Source organism: Hungatella sp. (assembly GCF_046966825.1).
Genome location: NZ_JBKVCZ010000072.1, coordinates 17,271 through 33,833 on the forward strand (window position 1 = coordinate 17,271; position 16,563 = coordinate 33,833).

General features: G+C 51.9%; 16 protein-coding genes. 15 read left to right on the forward strand and 1 reads right to left on the reverse strand.

Going from position 1 to position 16,563, the window contains the following annotated elements:
• The first annotated feature begins 22 nt into the window (after nucleotides 1–22).
• From ACLTD4_RS20270 to ACLTD4_RS20320, 11 genes are all read left to right on the forward strand, one after another.
• Nucleotides 23–706, forward strand: a complete 684-nt coding sequence (locus tag ACLTD4_RS20270) for a rubredoxin (protein ID WP_117621263.1) — start codon at nucleotides 23–25, stop codon at nucleotides 704–706.
• Nucleotides 707–710: 4 nt separating this feature from the next.
• Nucleotides 711–1,202, forward strand: a complete 492-nt coding sequence (locus ACLTD4_RS20275) for a 4Fe-4S binding protein (RefSeq protein ID WP_055653819.1) — start codon at nucleotides 711–713, stop codon at nucleotides 1,200–1,202.
• Between the two features lie 96 nt (nucleotides 1,203–1,298).
• On the forward strand, nucleotides 1,299–2,321 hold the full coding sequence (locus ACLTD4_RS20280; protein ID WP_117621262.1) for an aldo/keto reductase: 1,023 nt from the start codon (nucleotides 1,299–1,301) through the stop codon (nucleotides 2,319–2,321).
• Nucleotides 2,322–2,575: 254 nt separating this feature from the next.
• The gene (locus ACLTD4_RS20285) at nucleotides 2,576–3,274 is read left to right on the forward strand and encodes a peptidylprolyl isomerase (protein WP_117621261.1); all 699 of its coding nucleotides are present in this window, start codon (nucleotides 2,576–2,578) and stop codon (nucleotides 3,272–3,274) included.
• 444 nt (nucleotides 3,275–3,718) lie between these two features.
• Nucleotides 3,719–5,131, forward strand: a complete 1,413-nt coding sequence (locus ACLTD4_RS20290) for a L,D-transpeptidase family protein (protein ID WP_412331513.1) — start codon at nucleotides 3,719–3,721, stop codon at nucleotides 5,129–5,131.
• 298 nt (nucleotides 5,132–5,429) lie between these two features.
• The gene (locus ACLTD4_RS20295) at nucleotides 5,430–6,194 is read left to right on the forward strand and encodes a nucleoside phosphorylase (RefSeq protein ID WP_055653810.1); all 765 of its coding nucleotides are present in this window, start codon (nucleotides 5,430–5,432) and stop codon (nucleotides 6,192–6,194) included.
• Nucleotides 6,187–6,789 carry an ECF transporter S component gene (locus tag ACLTD4_RS20300; protein ID WP_002602608.1) on the forward strand — a complete coding sequence of 201 codons (603 nt, stop codon included), beginning with the start codon at nucleotides 6,187–6,189 and terminating at the stop codon, nucleotides 6,787–6,789. Before ACLTD4_RS20295 ends, ACLTD4_RS20300 begins: the two co-directional genes overlap by 8 nt.
• Nucleotides 6,790–6,822: 33 nt before the next feature.
• Nucleotides 6,823–7,596 carry an energy-coupling factor transporter transmembrane component T family protein gene (locus tag ACLTD4_RS20305; protein WP_117621258.1) on the forward strand — a complete coding sequence of 258 codons (774 nt, stop codon included), beginning with the start codon at nucleotides 6,823–6,825 and terminating at the stop codon, nucleotides 7,594–7,596.
• On the forward strand, nucleotides 7,587–8,300 hold the full coding sequence (locus ACLTD4_RS20310) for an energy-coupling factor ABC transporter ATP-binding protein (RefSeq protein WP_412331514.1): 714 nt from the start codon (nucleotides 7,587–7,589) through the stop codon (nucleotides 8,298–8,300). Before ACLTD4_RS20305 ends, ACLTD4_RS20310 begins: the two co-directional genes overlap by 10 nt.
• Complete coding sequence (locus tag ACLTD4_RS20315) at nucleotides 8,198–9,307, forward strand: ATP-binding cassette domain-containing protein (RefSeq protein WP_412331515.1); 1,110 nt, start codon at nucleotides 8,198–8,200, stop codon at nucleotides 9,305–9,307. The genes ACLTD4_RS20310 and ACLTD4_RS20315 overlap by 103 nt, the downstream gene beginning before the upstream one ends.
• Complete coding sequence (locus ACLTD4_RS20320; RefSeq protein ID WP_055653803.1) at nucleotides 9,307–9,834, forward strand: transcription repressor NadR; 528 nt, start codon at nucleotides 9,307–9,309, stop codon at nucleotides 9,832–9,834. The genes ACLTD4_RS20315 and ACLTD4_RS20320 overlap by 1 nt, the downstream gene beginning before the upstream one ends.
• A 40-nt stretch (nucleotides 9,835–9,874) precedes the next feature.
• Here ACLTD4_RS20320 and ACLTD4_RS20325 read toward each other — a convergent pair whose 3' ends face one another.
• The gene (locus ACLTD4_RS20325) at nucleotides 9,875–10,372 is read right to left on the reverse strand and encodes a hypothetical protein (protein ID WP_002602612.1); all 498 of its coding nucleotides are present in this window, start codon (nucleotides 10,370–10,372) and stop codon (nucleotides 9,875–9,877) included.
• A gap of 269 nt (nucleotides 10,373–10,641) precedes the next feature.
• Between ACLTD4_RS20325 and ACLTD4_RS20330 the strand changes: the two genes are divergently transcribed.
• The 4 genes from ACLTD4_RS20330 (at nucleotide 10,642) to ACLTD4_RS20345 (ending at nucleotide 16,303) form a co-directional block, all read left to right on the forward strand.
• Nucleotides 10,642–11,295, forward strand: coding sequence for a DegV family protein (locus ACLTD4_RS20330; protein WP_412331516.1), 654 nt, complete (start codon nucleotides 10,642–10,644; stop codon nucleotides 11,293–11,295).
• A gap of 251 nt (nucleotides 11,296–11,546) precedes the next feature.
• Complete coding sequence (locus ACLTD4_RS20335) at nucleotides 11,547–12,137, forward strand: hypothetical protein (protein WP_117621256.1); 591 nt, start codon at nucleotides 11,547–11,549, stop codon at nucleotides 12,135–12,137.
• Entirely contained in the window at nucleotides 12,127–13,791 is a 1,665-nt protein-coding gene (locus ACLTD4_RS20340; RefSeq protein WP_117621255.1) for a GH3 auxin-responsive promoter family protein, read from the forward strand. The genes ACLTD4_RS20335 and ACLTD4_RS20340 overlap by 11 nt, the downstream gene beginning before the upstream one ends.
• Entirely contained in the window at nucleotides 13,784–16,303 is a 2,520-nt protein-coding gene (locus tag ACLTD4_RS20345; RefSeq protein ID WP_117621254.1) for an HD domain-containing phosphohydrolase, read from the forward strand. The genes ACLTD4_RS20340 and ACLTD4_RS20345 overlap by 8 nt, the downstream gene beginning before the upstream one ends.
• Nucleotides 16,304–16,563 lie beyond the last annotated feature (260 nt).

The window sequence follows — 16,563 nt, forward strand, 5'->3', positions numbered from 1 at the left end:
AAAAGAAAAGGGGGTCATACGAATGAAGAAATTCATATGTAATGTGTGCGGCTACATATACGACGAAGCCGTTGGTATTCCCGACCGGGGAATCGCGCCGGGGACGAGATTGGAGGAGCTGCCATCGGACTGGGTCTGTCCGTTATGCGGCGCTCCGAAATCCGCCTTCCGTGAAAAGAAGGAGGGGCCAATGGCAGTTGTACCGGAACCGGCCGAGAGAACCGGCAATGGTGATGGGGACGGAGCCGATGAACTCAGGGAATTGTCGTTTGGAGAACTGAGTGCGATTTGTTCGAATCTGGCAAAAGGCTGTGAAAAACAGTACCTTGCCGAGGAAATGGAACTCTTTTTAAAACTGGCCGGTTATTTTAAATCGAAGGCGGCGCCGGCAGATACGGAGAATACGGGAGATTTGTTGGCAATGGTTTCAAAGGATCTGGAGACGGAATATCCTCACGCGGAAGCGGCTGCTGGAGAGAGCGGGGACCGCGGTGCCAAGAGAGCTCTTGTCTGGAGCGGGAAGGTCACCAGAATGCTGGAATCCTTGTTGGAGCGTTTTGGAAACGAACAGGGAGCATTTCTGGAGCATACGAAAGTCTTCGTCTGTGACATCTGCGGATTTATCTACATTGGCGACGAGGCTCCGGCGATATGTCCCGTGTGCAAGGTACCAAGCTTAAAAATCATGGAAGTACAAAGGAGGTAAATATATGCATGCAGTAAGAAATATCAGATTATGTACAAAAGACTGTCTCTGCCTTTACGTCTGTCCGACCGGGGCAACCGATACGGAGACCGGCCAGGTGGATGCCTCCAAATGCATCGGATGCGGAATCTGTGCCAATGCCTGTCCATCGGGAGCCATTTCCATGGTACTGGAGAAATATCCCCCTCAGCAGAAGAAAGAAGAGAAGACAAGAGAACAGTTGAATAAGCTGGCGGCCAGCAAGGTGAAGCAGGAGGCCATGGCCGCGGCAGTTGGCCGCAAAACGACGGATTCGGTAGTGAAGCAGTTTGCCGCAGCTTTGGAGCGGTCCAACCGGCTGATGGCGGAGGACCTATACCGCGAGGCGGGATACATGCTTCCTCAAAGCCGGAATACCCATGAGCTGCTTTCGCTCATGGTGTCCGGCGAGCTCCCGGCAGACTTCCCCAAGGACGCGGTGGAGAGGCTGCTGGAACTGCTTAATGTAAATGATTGAGATTTTATCCTGAAAAATGTACCCTTGGCCATAACAGTGTGATACAATTTATAGAAATGAAACAGAATCTATTTGTATACAAAGGAGAGAGTGGATATGGCGGAGGTAACACTGGGAAGAACCATGATTACGGTGAACAAGAACGGCTTCGGTGCGCTGCCGGTTCAGAGGGTTTCGGTGGAAGAGGCGGGGAGGCTGTTAAAAAAGGCGTTTGATCATGGAATTACATTTTTCGATACGGCCAGGGCCTACAGTGACAGTGAGGAAAAGCTGGGACTGGCTTTTGAGGGGATTCGTGAAAAGATATTCATTGCCACGAAGACAGCGGCAAAAACGGCGGAGGAGTTCCGGCGGGATTTAGAGGAGAGCCTGCGGCTTCTGAAGACGGATTACATAGATCTTTACCAGTTTCATAATCCGGCAGTCTGTCCGAAGCCGGGAGACGGCAGCGGTCTTTACGAGGCGATGCTGGAGGCAAGGGAGAACGGGAAGATTCGTCACATCGGCATTACCAACCACAGGCTGAATGTGGCGGCCGAGGCTGTCGCATCGGGTCTTTATGAGACGCTGCAGTTTCCATTTTCCTATCTGGCATCTGAAAAGGAACTGGAGCTGGTGGAAGCGTGCAGGATGGCGGACATGGGATTTATCGCGATGAAGGCGCTGTCAGGAGGACTCATTACCAATTCCGCCGCGGCCTATGCCTATCTGGCAAAGTTCGATCATGTTCTGCCTATCTGGGGAATCCAGCGGGAAAATGAACTCGATGAATTTCTGTCCTACATCGGGAATCCGCCAGTAATGACAGCGGAACTGGAGGCGGTGATCGAACACGACAGAAAGGAACTGCTCGGGGAGTTCTGCCGTGGCTGCGGATACTGTATGCCGTGTCCCGCTGAGATCGAGATCAACACATGCGCCCGGATGTCGCTCCTGATCCGCCGGTCGCCATCTGCGGGCCATTTAACGGAGGCGTCACAGAGTATGATGATGAAGATCAAGGACTGCCTGCACTGCGGCCAATGCAGCAGCAAATGTCCCTATGGCCTGGATACGCCGTCCCTTCTGGAGCGGAATCTAAAGGATTATGAAGAGATTCTGGGCGGAAAGGCTTACTAGTACTGCATTGCGTAATTAACTGTGATAAAACACCCGCTATCTACGCCAGAGCCGCGCCTGCAAAGCTAGTCGTAGGGTCCACTACGCCGTCGCTTTGCAGACACGCCTCTGACGCAGATATCAGGCATTTTATTCACAATTAATTACGCTATGCAGTACTAGGACACAAGAAATTCATTTGATATTTATCCTATACGGCTTTATAATATGATACGTTAGCAGAGAACACGATATTATGACAGGAGAGATGAATTATGAAAAAACGTATCATGCTGCTCATGGTTCTGACAGCGGCCGTACTGGCCGGATGTTCCGGAAAAGCGGGCGCGGCAGACCAGACAAAATCCTCTGCCGCCGCAGAGACATCTGCGGAGGAGACAAAAACAAACGAAGGTACAGCAGAAGGTACTGCGGAGACAAAAACGGACGCCGGTACAGCGGACGGTACAGGGGAAGCAGCGAAGCATCATGTAAAGATTCAGGTAAAGGACTACGGTACCATTTTAGTGGAACTCGACCCGACGTACGCCCCCATTACCGTCGAGAATTTTCTGTCTCTGGCGAAGTCCGGCTTCTATGACGGACTGACGTTTCACCGCATCATCGACGGCTTTATGATTCAGGGAGGAGATCCGCTGGGTACAGGGCTGGGCGGTTCCGATACCACCATCAAGGGTGAATTTTCCAGCAACGGAGTGGATAACCCGCTTTCCCATACACGCGGAGCCATTTCCATGGCGCGTTCCCAGGATAAGAACAGCGCAAGCTCCCAGTTCTTTATCGTACATCAGGACAGCCCCCACCTCGACGGTGATTACGCGGTGTTCGGCTACGTGACGGACGGGATGGATATCGTTGATAAGATCTGTGAGGACACGAAAGTGACAGACAGCAACGGAACGGTGGCAAAGGAAAATCAGCCGGTGATTGAGAGCATTGAAGTGGTAGACTGAGATGTAATTGGCAGAGTGAGACTCAAGCAGCAGGGAAGCCTTAAATTCGATTGGCTTCCCTGCTGCTTTTTCAGATGAATACTCCCTTCAGAGCCAATTATTTGTCTGGAATCCATGGTTTCATGCCTAATTTGGGTACACGGCAGGCGAAAATCCGTAATTCTACTGACAGTCGGTTGCTATATTTCCCCCAACTTCTCATAGATGCATTTACGTATCAAGGAGAATCTGTGGCCGTCACGCAGAAGTTCAAGGGGCTGCGGGGAGTACCGCCTGTCCGGGACGGAAAAGGGAATAAAAGAGAAATAAAATATTAAGTAATTCTTACATTTAAAAAAGGGGTTGTACTTTTACCCTATATGGTGTTAAGGTATAGAAAGAGCAGACGGCGGTAGTTTTTAACCGGACGGCGCTCAATTCTTAAAAGGTTTTAAGGTAAGGTGAATGAGTATCAGAATGAAGAAAACAGGAATGGCTGTAAGAAGTGCCCTGCTGGCGGCAGTATTTATCATAATGTCGGCGCAGGCTGTACTGGCAGATGACACGACCAGATTCGTACCAGGAACCAGGGTAAACGGCATCGGGATCGGCGGACTTACCGTGGATGAAGCGAAAACACAGATAGAAGGCTTTTACAGTGCAGAATACAAGTTGACGATAAAGGAGAGAGACGGGAAGACCGAGACTTTAAAGGGCAGTGATGTCGGATATAAAGCGGCGGCACCGGAAGGGCTTTCGGCCATTCTCGACGCACAGAATGCCTCGGGCCGTGTGTCCGGGCCTTCGGCGGATAATTCCCACAGCGTGAATATGAGCGTACAGTTCGATGAGAGTGCTGTGATGAACGCAGTGAACGGACTTTCCTGTATCAGCGGGTCGGATATTGTAGTGACCCAGGATGCCCATATTACGGCATATCAGGAGGGAACCCCCTTTACGATTATCCCGGAGGTGCAGGGCAATAACGTGGATAAGGACAAGGCGGCGGCTCTCATAAAGGAAGCTGTGAAATCAGGCAGCAGTGAAGTGGATCTCGTGGCCTCCGGCTGTTATGTGACTGTCGGCGTGACCGCGGAGGATGCGGCTCTTAAGGATCTCTGCGACACCATGAACCGGTGCAGGGACATGGTTATTACGTATCAGTTTGGAGAGCAGACAATAAAGCTCGAAGGTGAAACTATCTGTACCTGGATTCTCGGAAGCACCCAGGACGGGCTTGTGGATGTGAATTACGACAAGGCCGCGGCGTTTGTAAAATCCATGGCAGATCAGTATGATACGGCCGGAAAGACGCGGGCGTTCCATACGACAACGGGAAAAGATTTGAATCTGACCGGCCCCTATGGATGGCAGATTGACCAGGCGGGCGAGACGGCATCGCTGATCGCCATGATCCGTACCGGACAGAGCCAGCTGAGGGAACCGTTATACAGCAAGAAGGCCCAGGACCGGACTACGGACTGGGGAAAGACGTATGTGGAGATTGATTTGACGAACCAGCATGTCTACATGTATCAGGATGGGAATCTGGCCTGGGATGCGCCCGGTGTGACGGGGAATGTATCCAAGAATTACACGACTCCGGAGGGGATCTACAGTCTGACCTATAAGCAGACGGACAGAGTGCTCCGAGGCGAGAAGAAGGCAGATGGCACATACGAGTATGAGAGCCATGTGGATTACTGGATGCCGTTTAACGGAGGTATCGGACTCCATGACGCCAGCTGGCGAAGTAAATTCGGCGGCACCATTTACCAGTACGGCGGAAGTCATGGCTGTATCAACCTGCCTTCGGGAAAGGCTAAGACTCTTTACGATATGGTTTACACTGGCATACCAGTTATCTGTTATAATTAGTTTGAGTTGAATATGTTTGTAAGATCACCTGCCGGACACGCTGACGATGGCGTGTCTGGCAGGCCCGGACTCTTTATTCTGCCTCGCGGCATTCCGCCGAACGCAGGTAAAAGGATCTCAAAAAATGAACTGTCTTGTCAGCTGCCGTTTTGATTGACAAGACAGATGGATTATGGTAAATTTAAACAAAAGGGCAGTACTGTTTTTGGCGAAAGTGTCAGAGAGATGAAGGAAGTACAGCCCTTTCTGAACGTGATAACAGATAACAGAAATGAGAAATAAGAAAGGAGATGGGAACATGGATGAGATCATGCCTCATATCAGGCTGTCAAGGGAACAGGCCGCGGACTATGTGCTTCTGCCTGGGGATCCGCAGAGGCTGGACCGGATTGCGGAGTGCCTTGAAGAGGTGGAAGAACTGGCTTATAACAGGGAATACCGGAGCCTGAGAGGCGTCTACAAGGGCGTTTCGGTCATGGCGGTATCCACGGGGATCGGCGGAGCGTCCACCACCATAGCGGTGGAGGAGCTGGCGAGAATCGGTGCGAAGGTGATGATCCGGATCGGAAGCTGCGGCGCTTTAAAAAAGGGGATCCGGCTGGGGGACTTAATTCTCGTAAACGGCGCCGTGCGGGATGACGGTGCCTCGGTCACGTATGTGGACAGTATTTACCCGGCCATACCGGACACGGAACTGTTAGTGGCATGTATGGAGAGCGCAAAGGAGCTGGGGGCGAAGACCCATGTGGGAATCGCCAGGAGCCATGACAGCTTCTATATCGACGACGAGGAGGCGGTCAGCACCTACTGGGGAGAGAGGGGCGTGCTCGGCTCCGATATGGAGACGGCGGCGCTGTTTGTCGTCGGAAGGCTGCGGGGCGTGAGGACGGCCTCGATCCTAAACACGGTCGTGGAGTGGGAGGATTCTCTGGAGGAGAACATTAACAGCTATACAGGCGGAGAGTCCGCCATGATGCAGGGGGAACGGATGGAGATTCTTACAGCGCTGGAAGCGTTTGTACGAATAGATAAAAACAAACAGGGAGGCAATTCGTATGAGTAATATTTTTAAAACCAAATTGAATGCAGCATGTATCGTTCTGATTCCGGCCTGTATTGGAATCAACTATTTAGGGAAGCTGTTCGCGTCAGTCCTGAAGCTGCCGTTATGGCTGGATTCCATCGGAACCTGTATCGGCGCGGTGCTGGGCGGTCCGATCATCGGAGGAATCTGCGGCGCGGCGAACAACTTAATCTACGGCTTTACCACAGGCGATTCCATCACCCTGGTCTATGCGCTGACCAGCCTCGGTATCGGCGTTGCAGTCGGAATCATGGCAAGACTCGGACGCATGAAGAAGCTTTCCGGCGCTGTTTTAACGGCATGCGTGGCCGGATTTGTGGCAGTTCTCATCTCCACACCGCTCAACATCCTGTTTTGGGGCGGTACTACCGGCAACCTCTGGGGCGACGCGGTATTCGCATGGTCTCAGGCTTCCGGCCTTCCGGTAGCGCTGGGCTCCTTCCTGGACGAGGTGATCGTCGATGTTCCGGATAAGCTGATCACACTGTTAATTGTGTTTGCTATCATCAAGGGACTGCCGAAGAAGCTGACCTCCCTCTATGAGATGGGCGATGAGGTGGAAAGCCTCGATTAATCATGAAATTTTAAATGAAGGATGGAGCGTTTTATGAAAAGTATCAGCCTTTTTGTGGACAAAGATACGTATTTGACCAGGCTGCATCCCTTTGCCAAGATGCTTTACATCGTGGCGGCCATCAGTGTGCCCTTAATCACGGGCACACTGTGGATGTTCGGCGTGTTTATCGCAGTCAGCCTGGGACTGCTCATCAGCGGAAAAATCATTAAAAAGGTCTTTCCGCTGATCGCTTTTTCGTTTACCATCATCATCACGGTCTTTCTGATCCACGGTCTGTTCAACCGGGAGAATCAGAATGTCCTGGCGGCCTTAGGGCCGCTTAAGTTCTATAAGGAAGGGCTTCTCTACGCTTCCAGGATCGGGCTTAACATCTTAAACATGCTTCTGGCGTTCGCCATGTTTGTGCTGACTACGAAGCCGGCCACCCTGGTGGATGATTTAGAGCAGGCGGGCTTTTCCCCGCGTTTTGGATATATGATCAGTTCCGTGTTTCAGATTATTCCGCAGATGATGGGAACGATGAATACCATCATGGATGCACAGCGGAGCAGAGGGATGGAGACGGAAGGAAGCCTGTTCGTGAGGGCGAAGGCATTTATCCCGCTGATCTCTCCGGTGGTAAGCAGCTCTCTCATCAATACCAGGGAGAGGGCCATCGCGCTGGAGGTGCGGGGCTTTGATTCGAAGACAAAGAAGACATTTTTAAGCGATCACAAGCTCAAGGGGCGCGACAGGGCATTTATGGCTCTGATGGTCCTCCTGATCGCAGGTTCTATCGTATGGAGGGTGATAAGATGGCTCTGATTGAAGTGACAAATTTGAAATACCGTTACCCCCATACGGAAAAGCTGGCGCTGGACGGCCTTGATTTTTTAGTGGAAAAGGGCAGCTTTATCGGCATTGTAGGTGAAAACAAGGCTGGAAAGAGCACGCTCTGTCAGGCTCTCGTCGGCCTTGTACCCACGATGTTCAAGGGGGCTTATGGCGGAAAGATCGTGATCGACGGGCAGGAAGCGGCCAAAACACCGGTGGCGCTGCTCTGTCAGAAGGTGGGACTGATCTTTCAGAATCCGTTTAACCAGCTTTCCGGGGCGAAGGATACGGTATTTGGAGAAATTGCCTTCGGCCTGCAGAATTTAGGCGTGCCGCGGGAGGAGATCGTGCGCCGGGTGGAAGAGAATTTAAGGCTGCTCGACATCGAACAGTACCGCGACAGGAACCCCTTCGATTTATCGGGAGGACAGACGCAGAGAGTTGCTATCGCCAGTATTCTGGCCATGCAGCCGGAGATTATCGTGCTCGACGAACCGACCTCCCAGCTGGACCCTCAGGGGAGCGAGGAGGTGTTCCGGGTGGTGGATAAGCTGTCCAAAACCGGAATTACCATATTATGGTGGAGCATAAGATGGAAAAACTGGCCTCCTACTGCGATAAAATCCTGCTTCTCCACGATGGGAAACAGATTGCGTACGATACGCCGGAGAAGATATTCTCCAGAGATGATTTAGAAGAACTGGGCGTGGAAGCACCGGTGTTTACAAGAGTCTGCCGGAAGCTTTCCGTGTGCAGAAAAGAGGAGGGAAAGCGCCTCTATCCGGTGACGATGGAGCAGACCATGGCCCTGCGGGATCAGTTTCCGGCGGGGTTAAGCGGAAAGAGAGTGGGGGCAGAAGGGCTGCCAGCTGCCGCCGACAGAATGCCCGGGGAAATCTTCCGTATAAGGGACCTGTCGTTCCACTATCTGGAGCATGTGCCTGTTTTGGAAGGCCTTGCCATGGAGCTGGATACGAGACCCACTGCGGTGATCGGCCAGAACGGTGCCGGCAAGACGACGCTGGTCAAGCTGTTAAAGGGGCTTTTGAAGCCGGTTTCCGGGTCAATCCTGTTTGGTAATGAGGATATCTCGGAGCGGACGGTGGCGCAGCTGGCCGGCAGTGTGGGGTATGTATTTCAGAATCCGGATGACCAGATTTTTAAAAACCGTGTGATGGACGAAGTCATGGTGGGCCCCCTTAATATCGGCATGAGCCGGGAGGCGGCGGAAAAGCGGGCCAGAGAAGCCCTTTCCATGGTAGGACTCTTAGATGCGGCGGAAGAAAATCCCTATGATCTGGATTTATCGGAGCGGAAGATGGTGGCAATCGCCTCGGTTGTGGCCATGGATACACAGGTTCTGATTCTGGATGAGCCGACCATTGCCCAGGATGCCAGAGGACGCGCAGTCATAGGATCGATTGTAAGAAAACTGAGTGATTCCGGAAAGTTTGTGCTGGCGATTCTCCATGATATGGATTTCGTGGCGGAGTATTTTGAGCGGGTCATCGTGATGGCACACGGAAAGGTGCTGGCCGATGGACCGAAGGAGTCTGTATTCTATGAGATAGACGCCCTGGCGGCTGCAAAGCTGGAACAGCCCCACACGGCGGCTCTCTGCCGGAAACTGGGGTATGAGGGGGCATTTATGACAGTGAACGATATAAACGACAGCAAAGATGGGACTGCGGAACAGGAGTGATGGATCGAGTGGACGGAGATAAGAGAAGACAGCAGATCATGGAGATACTGAATCAGGAGACGTCTCCCGTGTCAGGAGCGGAGCTGGCGAAGCGGGCGGGAGTAAGCCGTCAGGTCGTGGTTCAGGATATCGCCCTTCTTCGGGCCGAGAATAAGGAGATTATGTCCACAAATAAGGGCTACGTTCTCTATAAACCCCAGCAGGGGGCAGAGAAGGCGCGTGTCCGCGTCTTCCGGGTAAATCACGATACGGAGCACATGCTGGACGAGCTTCAGACGATCGTGGATTACGGGGGAAGAATTCTGGATGTATCGATTGAACACGCACTCTACGGCCAGATCAGCGTGGACTTAATTATCAACAACCGGCTGGATGCGCTGGAATTTGTGAATCAGATGGCGATGAGCAGGGATCAGCCGTTAAAGGTCCTGACCGGCGGCTGCCATTACCATACGGTAGCCGCGGATTCGGAAAAGAATCTGGATATGATAGAAATGGAGCTCCAAAGAAAGGGATATCTGGTCTAGGCCGGATATCCCTTTTTGACGGCCGGCGGCAGCCTTCAGGCTATTCGCTGCAGAATACAATGATCTTTTCCGGCGTGGTCATGGCCGGTATGCTGCGCGTGGTGGTACTGTAGAGTACCAGCAGGTAGTGATTCGCCGGTGTGCCGTAGTAGATCTGTCCGTTGGCCATAAGTACTTCGGTCCCGCCTCTTTCCGACAGGTTTAATTTGAGCGTCGCATCTGAATTAACCAGATTTTCGTCAAAATAGTCGAAGGCGGCAAAGAGACCGTCATCCGTCTCTGCAATCAGGACTGCGTGATAGCGGGGCGGATAAATGAGCGGGGTGGGGACTGAACTGTCGTAGAACGCGACGATGGGGTCTCCGGGCTTTAACGTCTCCTGGCCCTCCACATAGGTGAGGGGGGTGACAGTAAAGGTAACAGGGCCGATATCCTGCGTCATGACGAAAAATAAAAGGGTGCAGTCCTGCGTGCCGTCTGCTGTCTGCATGGGGGTGATGGAGGTGATGGTTCCATAAACCGGTGTAAACTGTGCCATGTGATATTCCTTATGCATACACTTTCTATTTATCATATGAAAGGGGATGGCGATGCGTGAAATGGAATAAATATGAAAAATTTTAAGGTTACAAAAATATTTAGAAAATGGCTAAAAATAGCGAAATGTGACTAAAATTTTGTCAGATATCGAGTAAATTACAATGGACAGGTTGTGATAGGTTTAGTATAATGGAAGTGTCGCGTAAATATTTTCAGTCTTTTTGTGAGATGCGTGACAGCTGTATACGGAGGAGAGGAGAATCAGACATGGAAAACAGCAGGTTTGCAGTGATCAGTGACAGCTCCTGTGATTTACCTGATGAGCTGACTGCAGCGAAGGAGATCACGGTGGTGCCGTTCTATGTTTCTTTTGACGGAGAAACCTATAAAAAAGAGGGAACGGAAATCGGCATCCGCGAATTTTACCGGGAGATGGTGGAACAGCCCGGTGTATATCCCAAATCTTCCATGCCGTCGATTCAGGATTATGTCGACGTATTTCAGCCGTTTGCGCAGGCGCACATTCCTGTTCTGTGTATCTGCATCACGACGAAATTCAGCGGTTCCATGCAGTCCGCGCTGAATGCGAAGGAGATGGTGCTGAGCCAGTATGAGGATGCGCAGATTGAAGTGATAGACGCAACCGTGAACACCGTACTTCAGGGGCTTTTTGTGCTGGAGGCCGTCTCGATGAGAGAGGAAGGGATGACTCTTTCGGAGGCCGTGGCGGCACTCGACGAGATCAAGGAGAGCGGCCGGATTTTCTTTACGATCGGAAGCATGGATTATTACAGCATGGCGGAAGAATCGGAAAAGTGGCCATTTGCGGCTTCCGTGCTGGGAATCAGGCCCATTATTACCCTGAAGCGGGGGAGATATTTCAAGCGGAATATCGAGGAGCAGAAGAAAATCGATCGATAAGGTGATTGCGCTTCTGCTCGATTATCTGAAGGAAAACAGGGGCCCATGGCAGCTACCGTTTTACCATTGGCTTTGGCTATGACCGTGAAGAGCGGTTTTATTTAAGAACCGGTGCTTGCTGCTCTCCAGAACCGGGATGAGATGGAAGATGCCTGGATCAACCAGATTGGTGCGACGATTGCCGTTCACACGGGGCCGTATCCTTTGGGAATCGGAATTATCAGACGTCATAAAAAAGAAAGGCAGGGAGAATGAGTTATCTTGCAGCAGGCGTGATTGCTTTTGGTATGTTTTTACTCTATGATCTGAACAGCTTTACCTGGAAAAACCGCATTCTGCACACCTTTTTCCTGATCGGGAACGTGATTCTGCTGGCGTCTACGGCCGCCTGTTTCATCACACTGATCCGGGCGTACGGAGCGCCGGTCTGGAGAATTGTGATTTTTGGTGCGCTGGCCGTGAGCCAGGCAGCACTGCTGATCTACACACTGTTTTTTGCATTGCCGTTTGAGAAAACGTATGCCAGGCTGGAAGAAAACCCGCCAGTGTACACAGAGGGCGTTTATTCCCTCTGCAGACACCCGGGGGTGGTGTGGTTTTTCTTTCTGTATCTATTTCTCGCCCTTTTAACCGGGCAGAGACTGATGATGGCTGTGTGTATCTGTTACAGTGGGCTCAATGTTTTGTATGTCTGGTTTCAGGACCGGGTTACATTTAAGAGGACGCTTTCAGGCTATGAGGCGTATCAGAGGGAAACGCCGTTTCTGATACCCACCGGAAAGAGCATCCGCAAATGTGCCGGGTACTTCCGGACAATGGAGGAGGACGGGGATGAAATTTGAAGAAAAACTGAAGGAGCGTAAGGATTGGGAGCTCTGGAAGGAGTACTGCGGTTTTCTGGATTTAACCATAGATGAGTTTATGGCGATTCAGAACCGGCTTATGCTGGAACAGATCCGTAAATGGAGGGCCAGCGGGATCGGTAAGACGATTTTGAAGGGCAGGAATCCGGAGACGATCGAAGAGTTCCGGAAAATGGTGCCATTAACCTCTTATGAAGACTATGCGGACAGTCTGTCCTTAAAGGACAAATCCATACTTCCGGATGATCCTGTGGTCTGGATTCAGACGACGTGGGAGGGCGGAAGGCATACGATCAAGCTGGCTCCCTATACCCGGAGCATGCTGGAGACGTACCAGAATAACATGCTTGGGTGTCTGATGCTGTCCACCAGCAGCGGGCGGGGAGACTTCGATGTCAATCCGAAGGATACCATTCTCTACGCGCTTGCACCACTTCCCTATGCGACGGGAATCTTCCCTCTGCTTCTCAACGATGCGATCAGCATCGAATTTCTTCCACCGGTCAAGGAAGCCCAGAAGATGTCATTCAGTGAACGGAATAAAAAGGGCTTTAAAATGGGCTTAAAGAAAGGGATTGACTTCTTTTTTGGTGTTGGAAGCGTCACGTATTACGTCAGTCTCAGCATCGCGTCTCTCGGTTCCGGACATAAAAGCGGAAGCGGAAGCGGTTCGGGAGGCGGAGACGGCAAAAAGAAGATTTCCATCAGTCCGGCTATGGTGGTCCGGCTGCTTAAGGCGAAGCATCTATGCAGAAAAGAGGGGAGAGACTTACTTCCAAAGGATTTGTTCCGTCTGAAGGGCTTTATGTGCGCCGGAACGGACAACCGCCTCTACCGTGACGATTTGGAGAAGCTGTGGGGCGTGCGCCCAATGGAGATATTTGCCGGAACGGAGCCGACGTGTATCGGAACGGAGATCTGGAGCCGGGACGGTATGTACTTTTTCCCGGATGCCTGCTTTTATGAGTTCATCCCGGAAAAGGAGATGGAGCGGAGTCTGGCGGATCCCTCCTATGAACCGCGCACCTGCCTCATGAATGAGGTGGAGGAGGGCGAGAAGTACGAACTTGTGATCTCGGTGCTGAAGGGCGGCGTCTTCATGCGTTACCGTGTGGGGGATGTCTATCGCTGCATCGCCCTGGAAAATGAGCGGGATCAGGTTCGATTCCCCAGATTCGAATACATAGACCGGATTCCAACGGTGATCGATATCGCCGGATTTACAAGAATCACGGAGAATTCCATCGGCCGGGTCATCGGCCTGTCAGGACTGAAGGTGAAGGACTGGGCGGCGGCCAAGGAGATTACGGAGAATAAGCGGCCATTTCTGCACATGTATGTGGAGATGGAGCCGGAGTGCCTGTTTTCATCTGCCGTAACCGTCAACATATTAAAGGAGCACATGGGGGTCTATTTCAAATACGTCGACGAGGACTATAAGGACTTGAAGAAGATACTCGGAATCGACCCTCTGGAGATCACGATCCTGCGGTGCGGTACGTTTGACACGTATTACCGCGGGGACAAGGAGAAGATGCGGCGGATCAACCCCACCCAGTATGAGATCGGAGAGCTTTTAAAGAGTCAGGAACTGGTTTCCGCTTTTGGAAGGAGGCCTGAGAGAAATGTATAACTACTCATTTATCTCTGTGACGGCTCTGTTTTGCTACATGATCTTATTTGTGGCGTTCATGGCCGCGCAGAAGACGAAAATCATCCACTCATTTCTGGTAGTGCTGGCCGCGTTTTTACTGTGGACAGGCGGTTCCCTTGCCATGCGTATGGAGCTGTGGCCGGGAGTGGAATTCTGGTTCCATTTTTCCATAGTGGGCCTGATTATTCTGCCGTTTACGTTTTTTAACTTTATCTATGCGCTGGTGGATTCGGATGACACCATCCTGTGGTGGTCGTGGCTCATACTGGCAGTGATCAATAATGCGGCCAACATCAAATGGGGCTTCTATATTCCATGCCCGGAAGTGATAAGGCTGGCTAACGGATCAGCCGGATTCGTGTACCATATCGGCTGGCCGATTATTATCCTGTTTATCACCATGTCGTTTCCGATCATCCATATGTTTTACCTGGTGCATAAGTCGTACAGGAAGAACACGGTGGAACGAAATCAGCTGAAGCCGATCTTTGCAGGAATCGTCATTCTGTTTATCGGCCATGCCGGAACGCTTGTGCCGGTGTTCCGTGGATTCCCGACAGATGTCCTTTCAGGCATCATTAACGCGGGATTCATGTTCTATGCATTATATAAAAAGCATTTATTCCGGCTGACGCTCCTGGTTTCCAGGGGAGTGGTCTACGGAATCAGCACGTTGCTGGTGGCACTGCTGTTTGCCAATTACATCAACCCGCTCCAGGAGTTTATTCAGAGGAACATGCCGGTATTTGCGGGAAGCAGCCTACTAATCGTGGCGGTCTGCTTTGCGCTGGTTACGTTCTTACTGTCTTCGGTGGTGAAGACTTTTATCGATATTCTGTTTACCAAGGGGGAACTGGTCCAGACGGAGAATTTAAAGAAATTCAGTACAGCAGTGTCAAAGAGCCTTGAGGTGGCAGATATCGTGGAGGAGATCTCGACGGTTATCCAGGAGACGCTGGCGGTAGAGACCATCTATATCTGTCTGGCCGACCAGGCGGGAGAGAATTATGAGACGGCGCACCGGTCCCGTCCCATCAGCGGCGTAAACATTACCATACGGAGGGACAACCCGATGGTGGAGTGGATGCGCCAGAACAGGCGGTGTATCCAGATATCGGAATTCCGCAGGACCGTGCTTTTTAAGTCCATGTGGGAGGAGGAGAAGCAGCTGATCCGGGAACTGGGAATCCAGTGCATGCTTCCGCTGCAGGACGAGGAAAGCCTGGCTGGAATCGTGCTTCTGGCCTCCAAAAAGAAGGGGAAATCCTACGGCTACGATGATTTGAATTTCCTGGAATCAGTCAGTTCCATCGCGTCTATCGCGGTCCGCAACTCCAGGCTGTATGAGAAGGCCTGCATGGAGGCACGGACGGATGAGCTGACAGGACTTTTAAACAGGAAGTATTTCTATGAGCTTTTGAATCAGCAGTATGAGAAGAAGCCGAACAAGGAGCTGGCCCTGATCATCATTAACATCGATGATTTCAAGCTTTATAACCAGCTCTACGGCATGAAGGAGGGGGACGCTGCCCTTCAGAATGCGGCGAAGATTATCAGCGCCACGGTGGGAGAGCGCGGCTATGTGGCCCGCTACAGCGGAAAGGAATTCGCGGCGGCGCTGCCTGATTTCGATGTGCTGGCGGCCAGGAATATCGCGGAATCCATACGGATGCAGATTTTAAATATGAACAAGAGGGCCACGGATTACGCCTTAAAGGTGCTGACCGTGAGCTGCGGGATCTGTACCATCCCATATTCAGCCAGCAATATCAAGCAGTTGGTGGAGAACGCAGACATGGCTGTATTTTCCGTGAAGCGGAAGGGGAAAAACGGCGTCATGGTCTATGACATCGGATCCCATATAGACGGAAATGCAAAGGGCAGTGAACCGCTGGTGAGAGAGGAGGTCTATACCTCGTACCAGTCCACCATCTATGCGCTGACCGCGGCCATCGACGCCAAGGACCACTATACCTTCAGCCATTCCAGGCATGTGGCGGAGTACGCGGGAATTCTGGCGGAAGAGTACGGCATGAGTGAAGACTTCATCGAGCTGGTGAGGGAGGCCGGGCTTCTCCATGATATCGGAAAGATCGGGATCCCGGAACATATTTTAAACAAGCCCGGAAGGCTGGAGCCGGAGGAGTATGAGACCATGAAGGGCCATGTGGAAGCGGCCATCGGCATCATCCGGAACCTGCCGTCTCTGGACTATGTAATACCGGCCGTTATCGGCCACCATGAGCGGTATGACGGCAAGGGCTACCCAAGGGGAATCGCGGGAGAAGATATACCGCTCTCCGCAAGAATTCTCTGCATTGCGGATTCCTTTGACGCCATGGTGTCAAAAAGGTCCTACAAGGACCGCTGCTCCCTGGAATTTGCCATGGAGGAGATCTTAAAACAGGCCGGTAGGCAGTTTGATCCGCAGCTGGCGCCGCTGTTCGTGGAGGCGGTCCGGAAGGGGAAAATCAAACCCGAAGAGGAGTAAGGGTGGCTTCGCGCACAGAAAGGTTCTTCCCCGCCTCCGGTTGCGTCCCGGTGCAGGGGGAGTTGATATCCCGTGTCCGCCTTGCTTCCTACTCGCCATAAAAATGAACGTGACTGACGGACACATAATGCGTGTGTTCGCCAGTCACGTTCATTTTTATGACTAGTGCCTCCCGGCGTAAATATGTCGGTATATAGCATCTGATATCCGCGTCAGGTGTGCGTCTGCGAAGCGACGGCGTAGTGGGCGCTACGACTAGC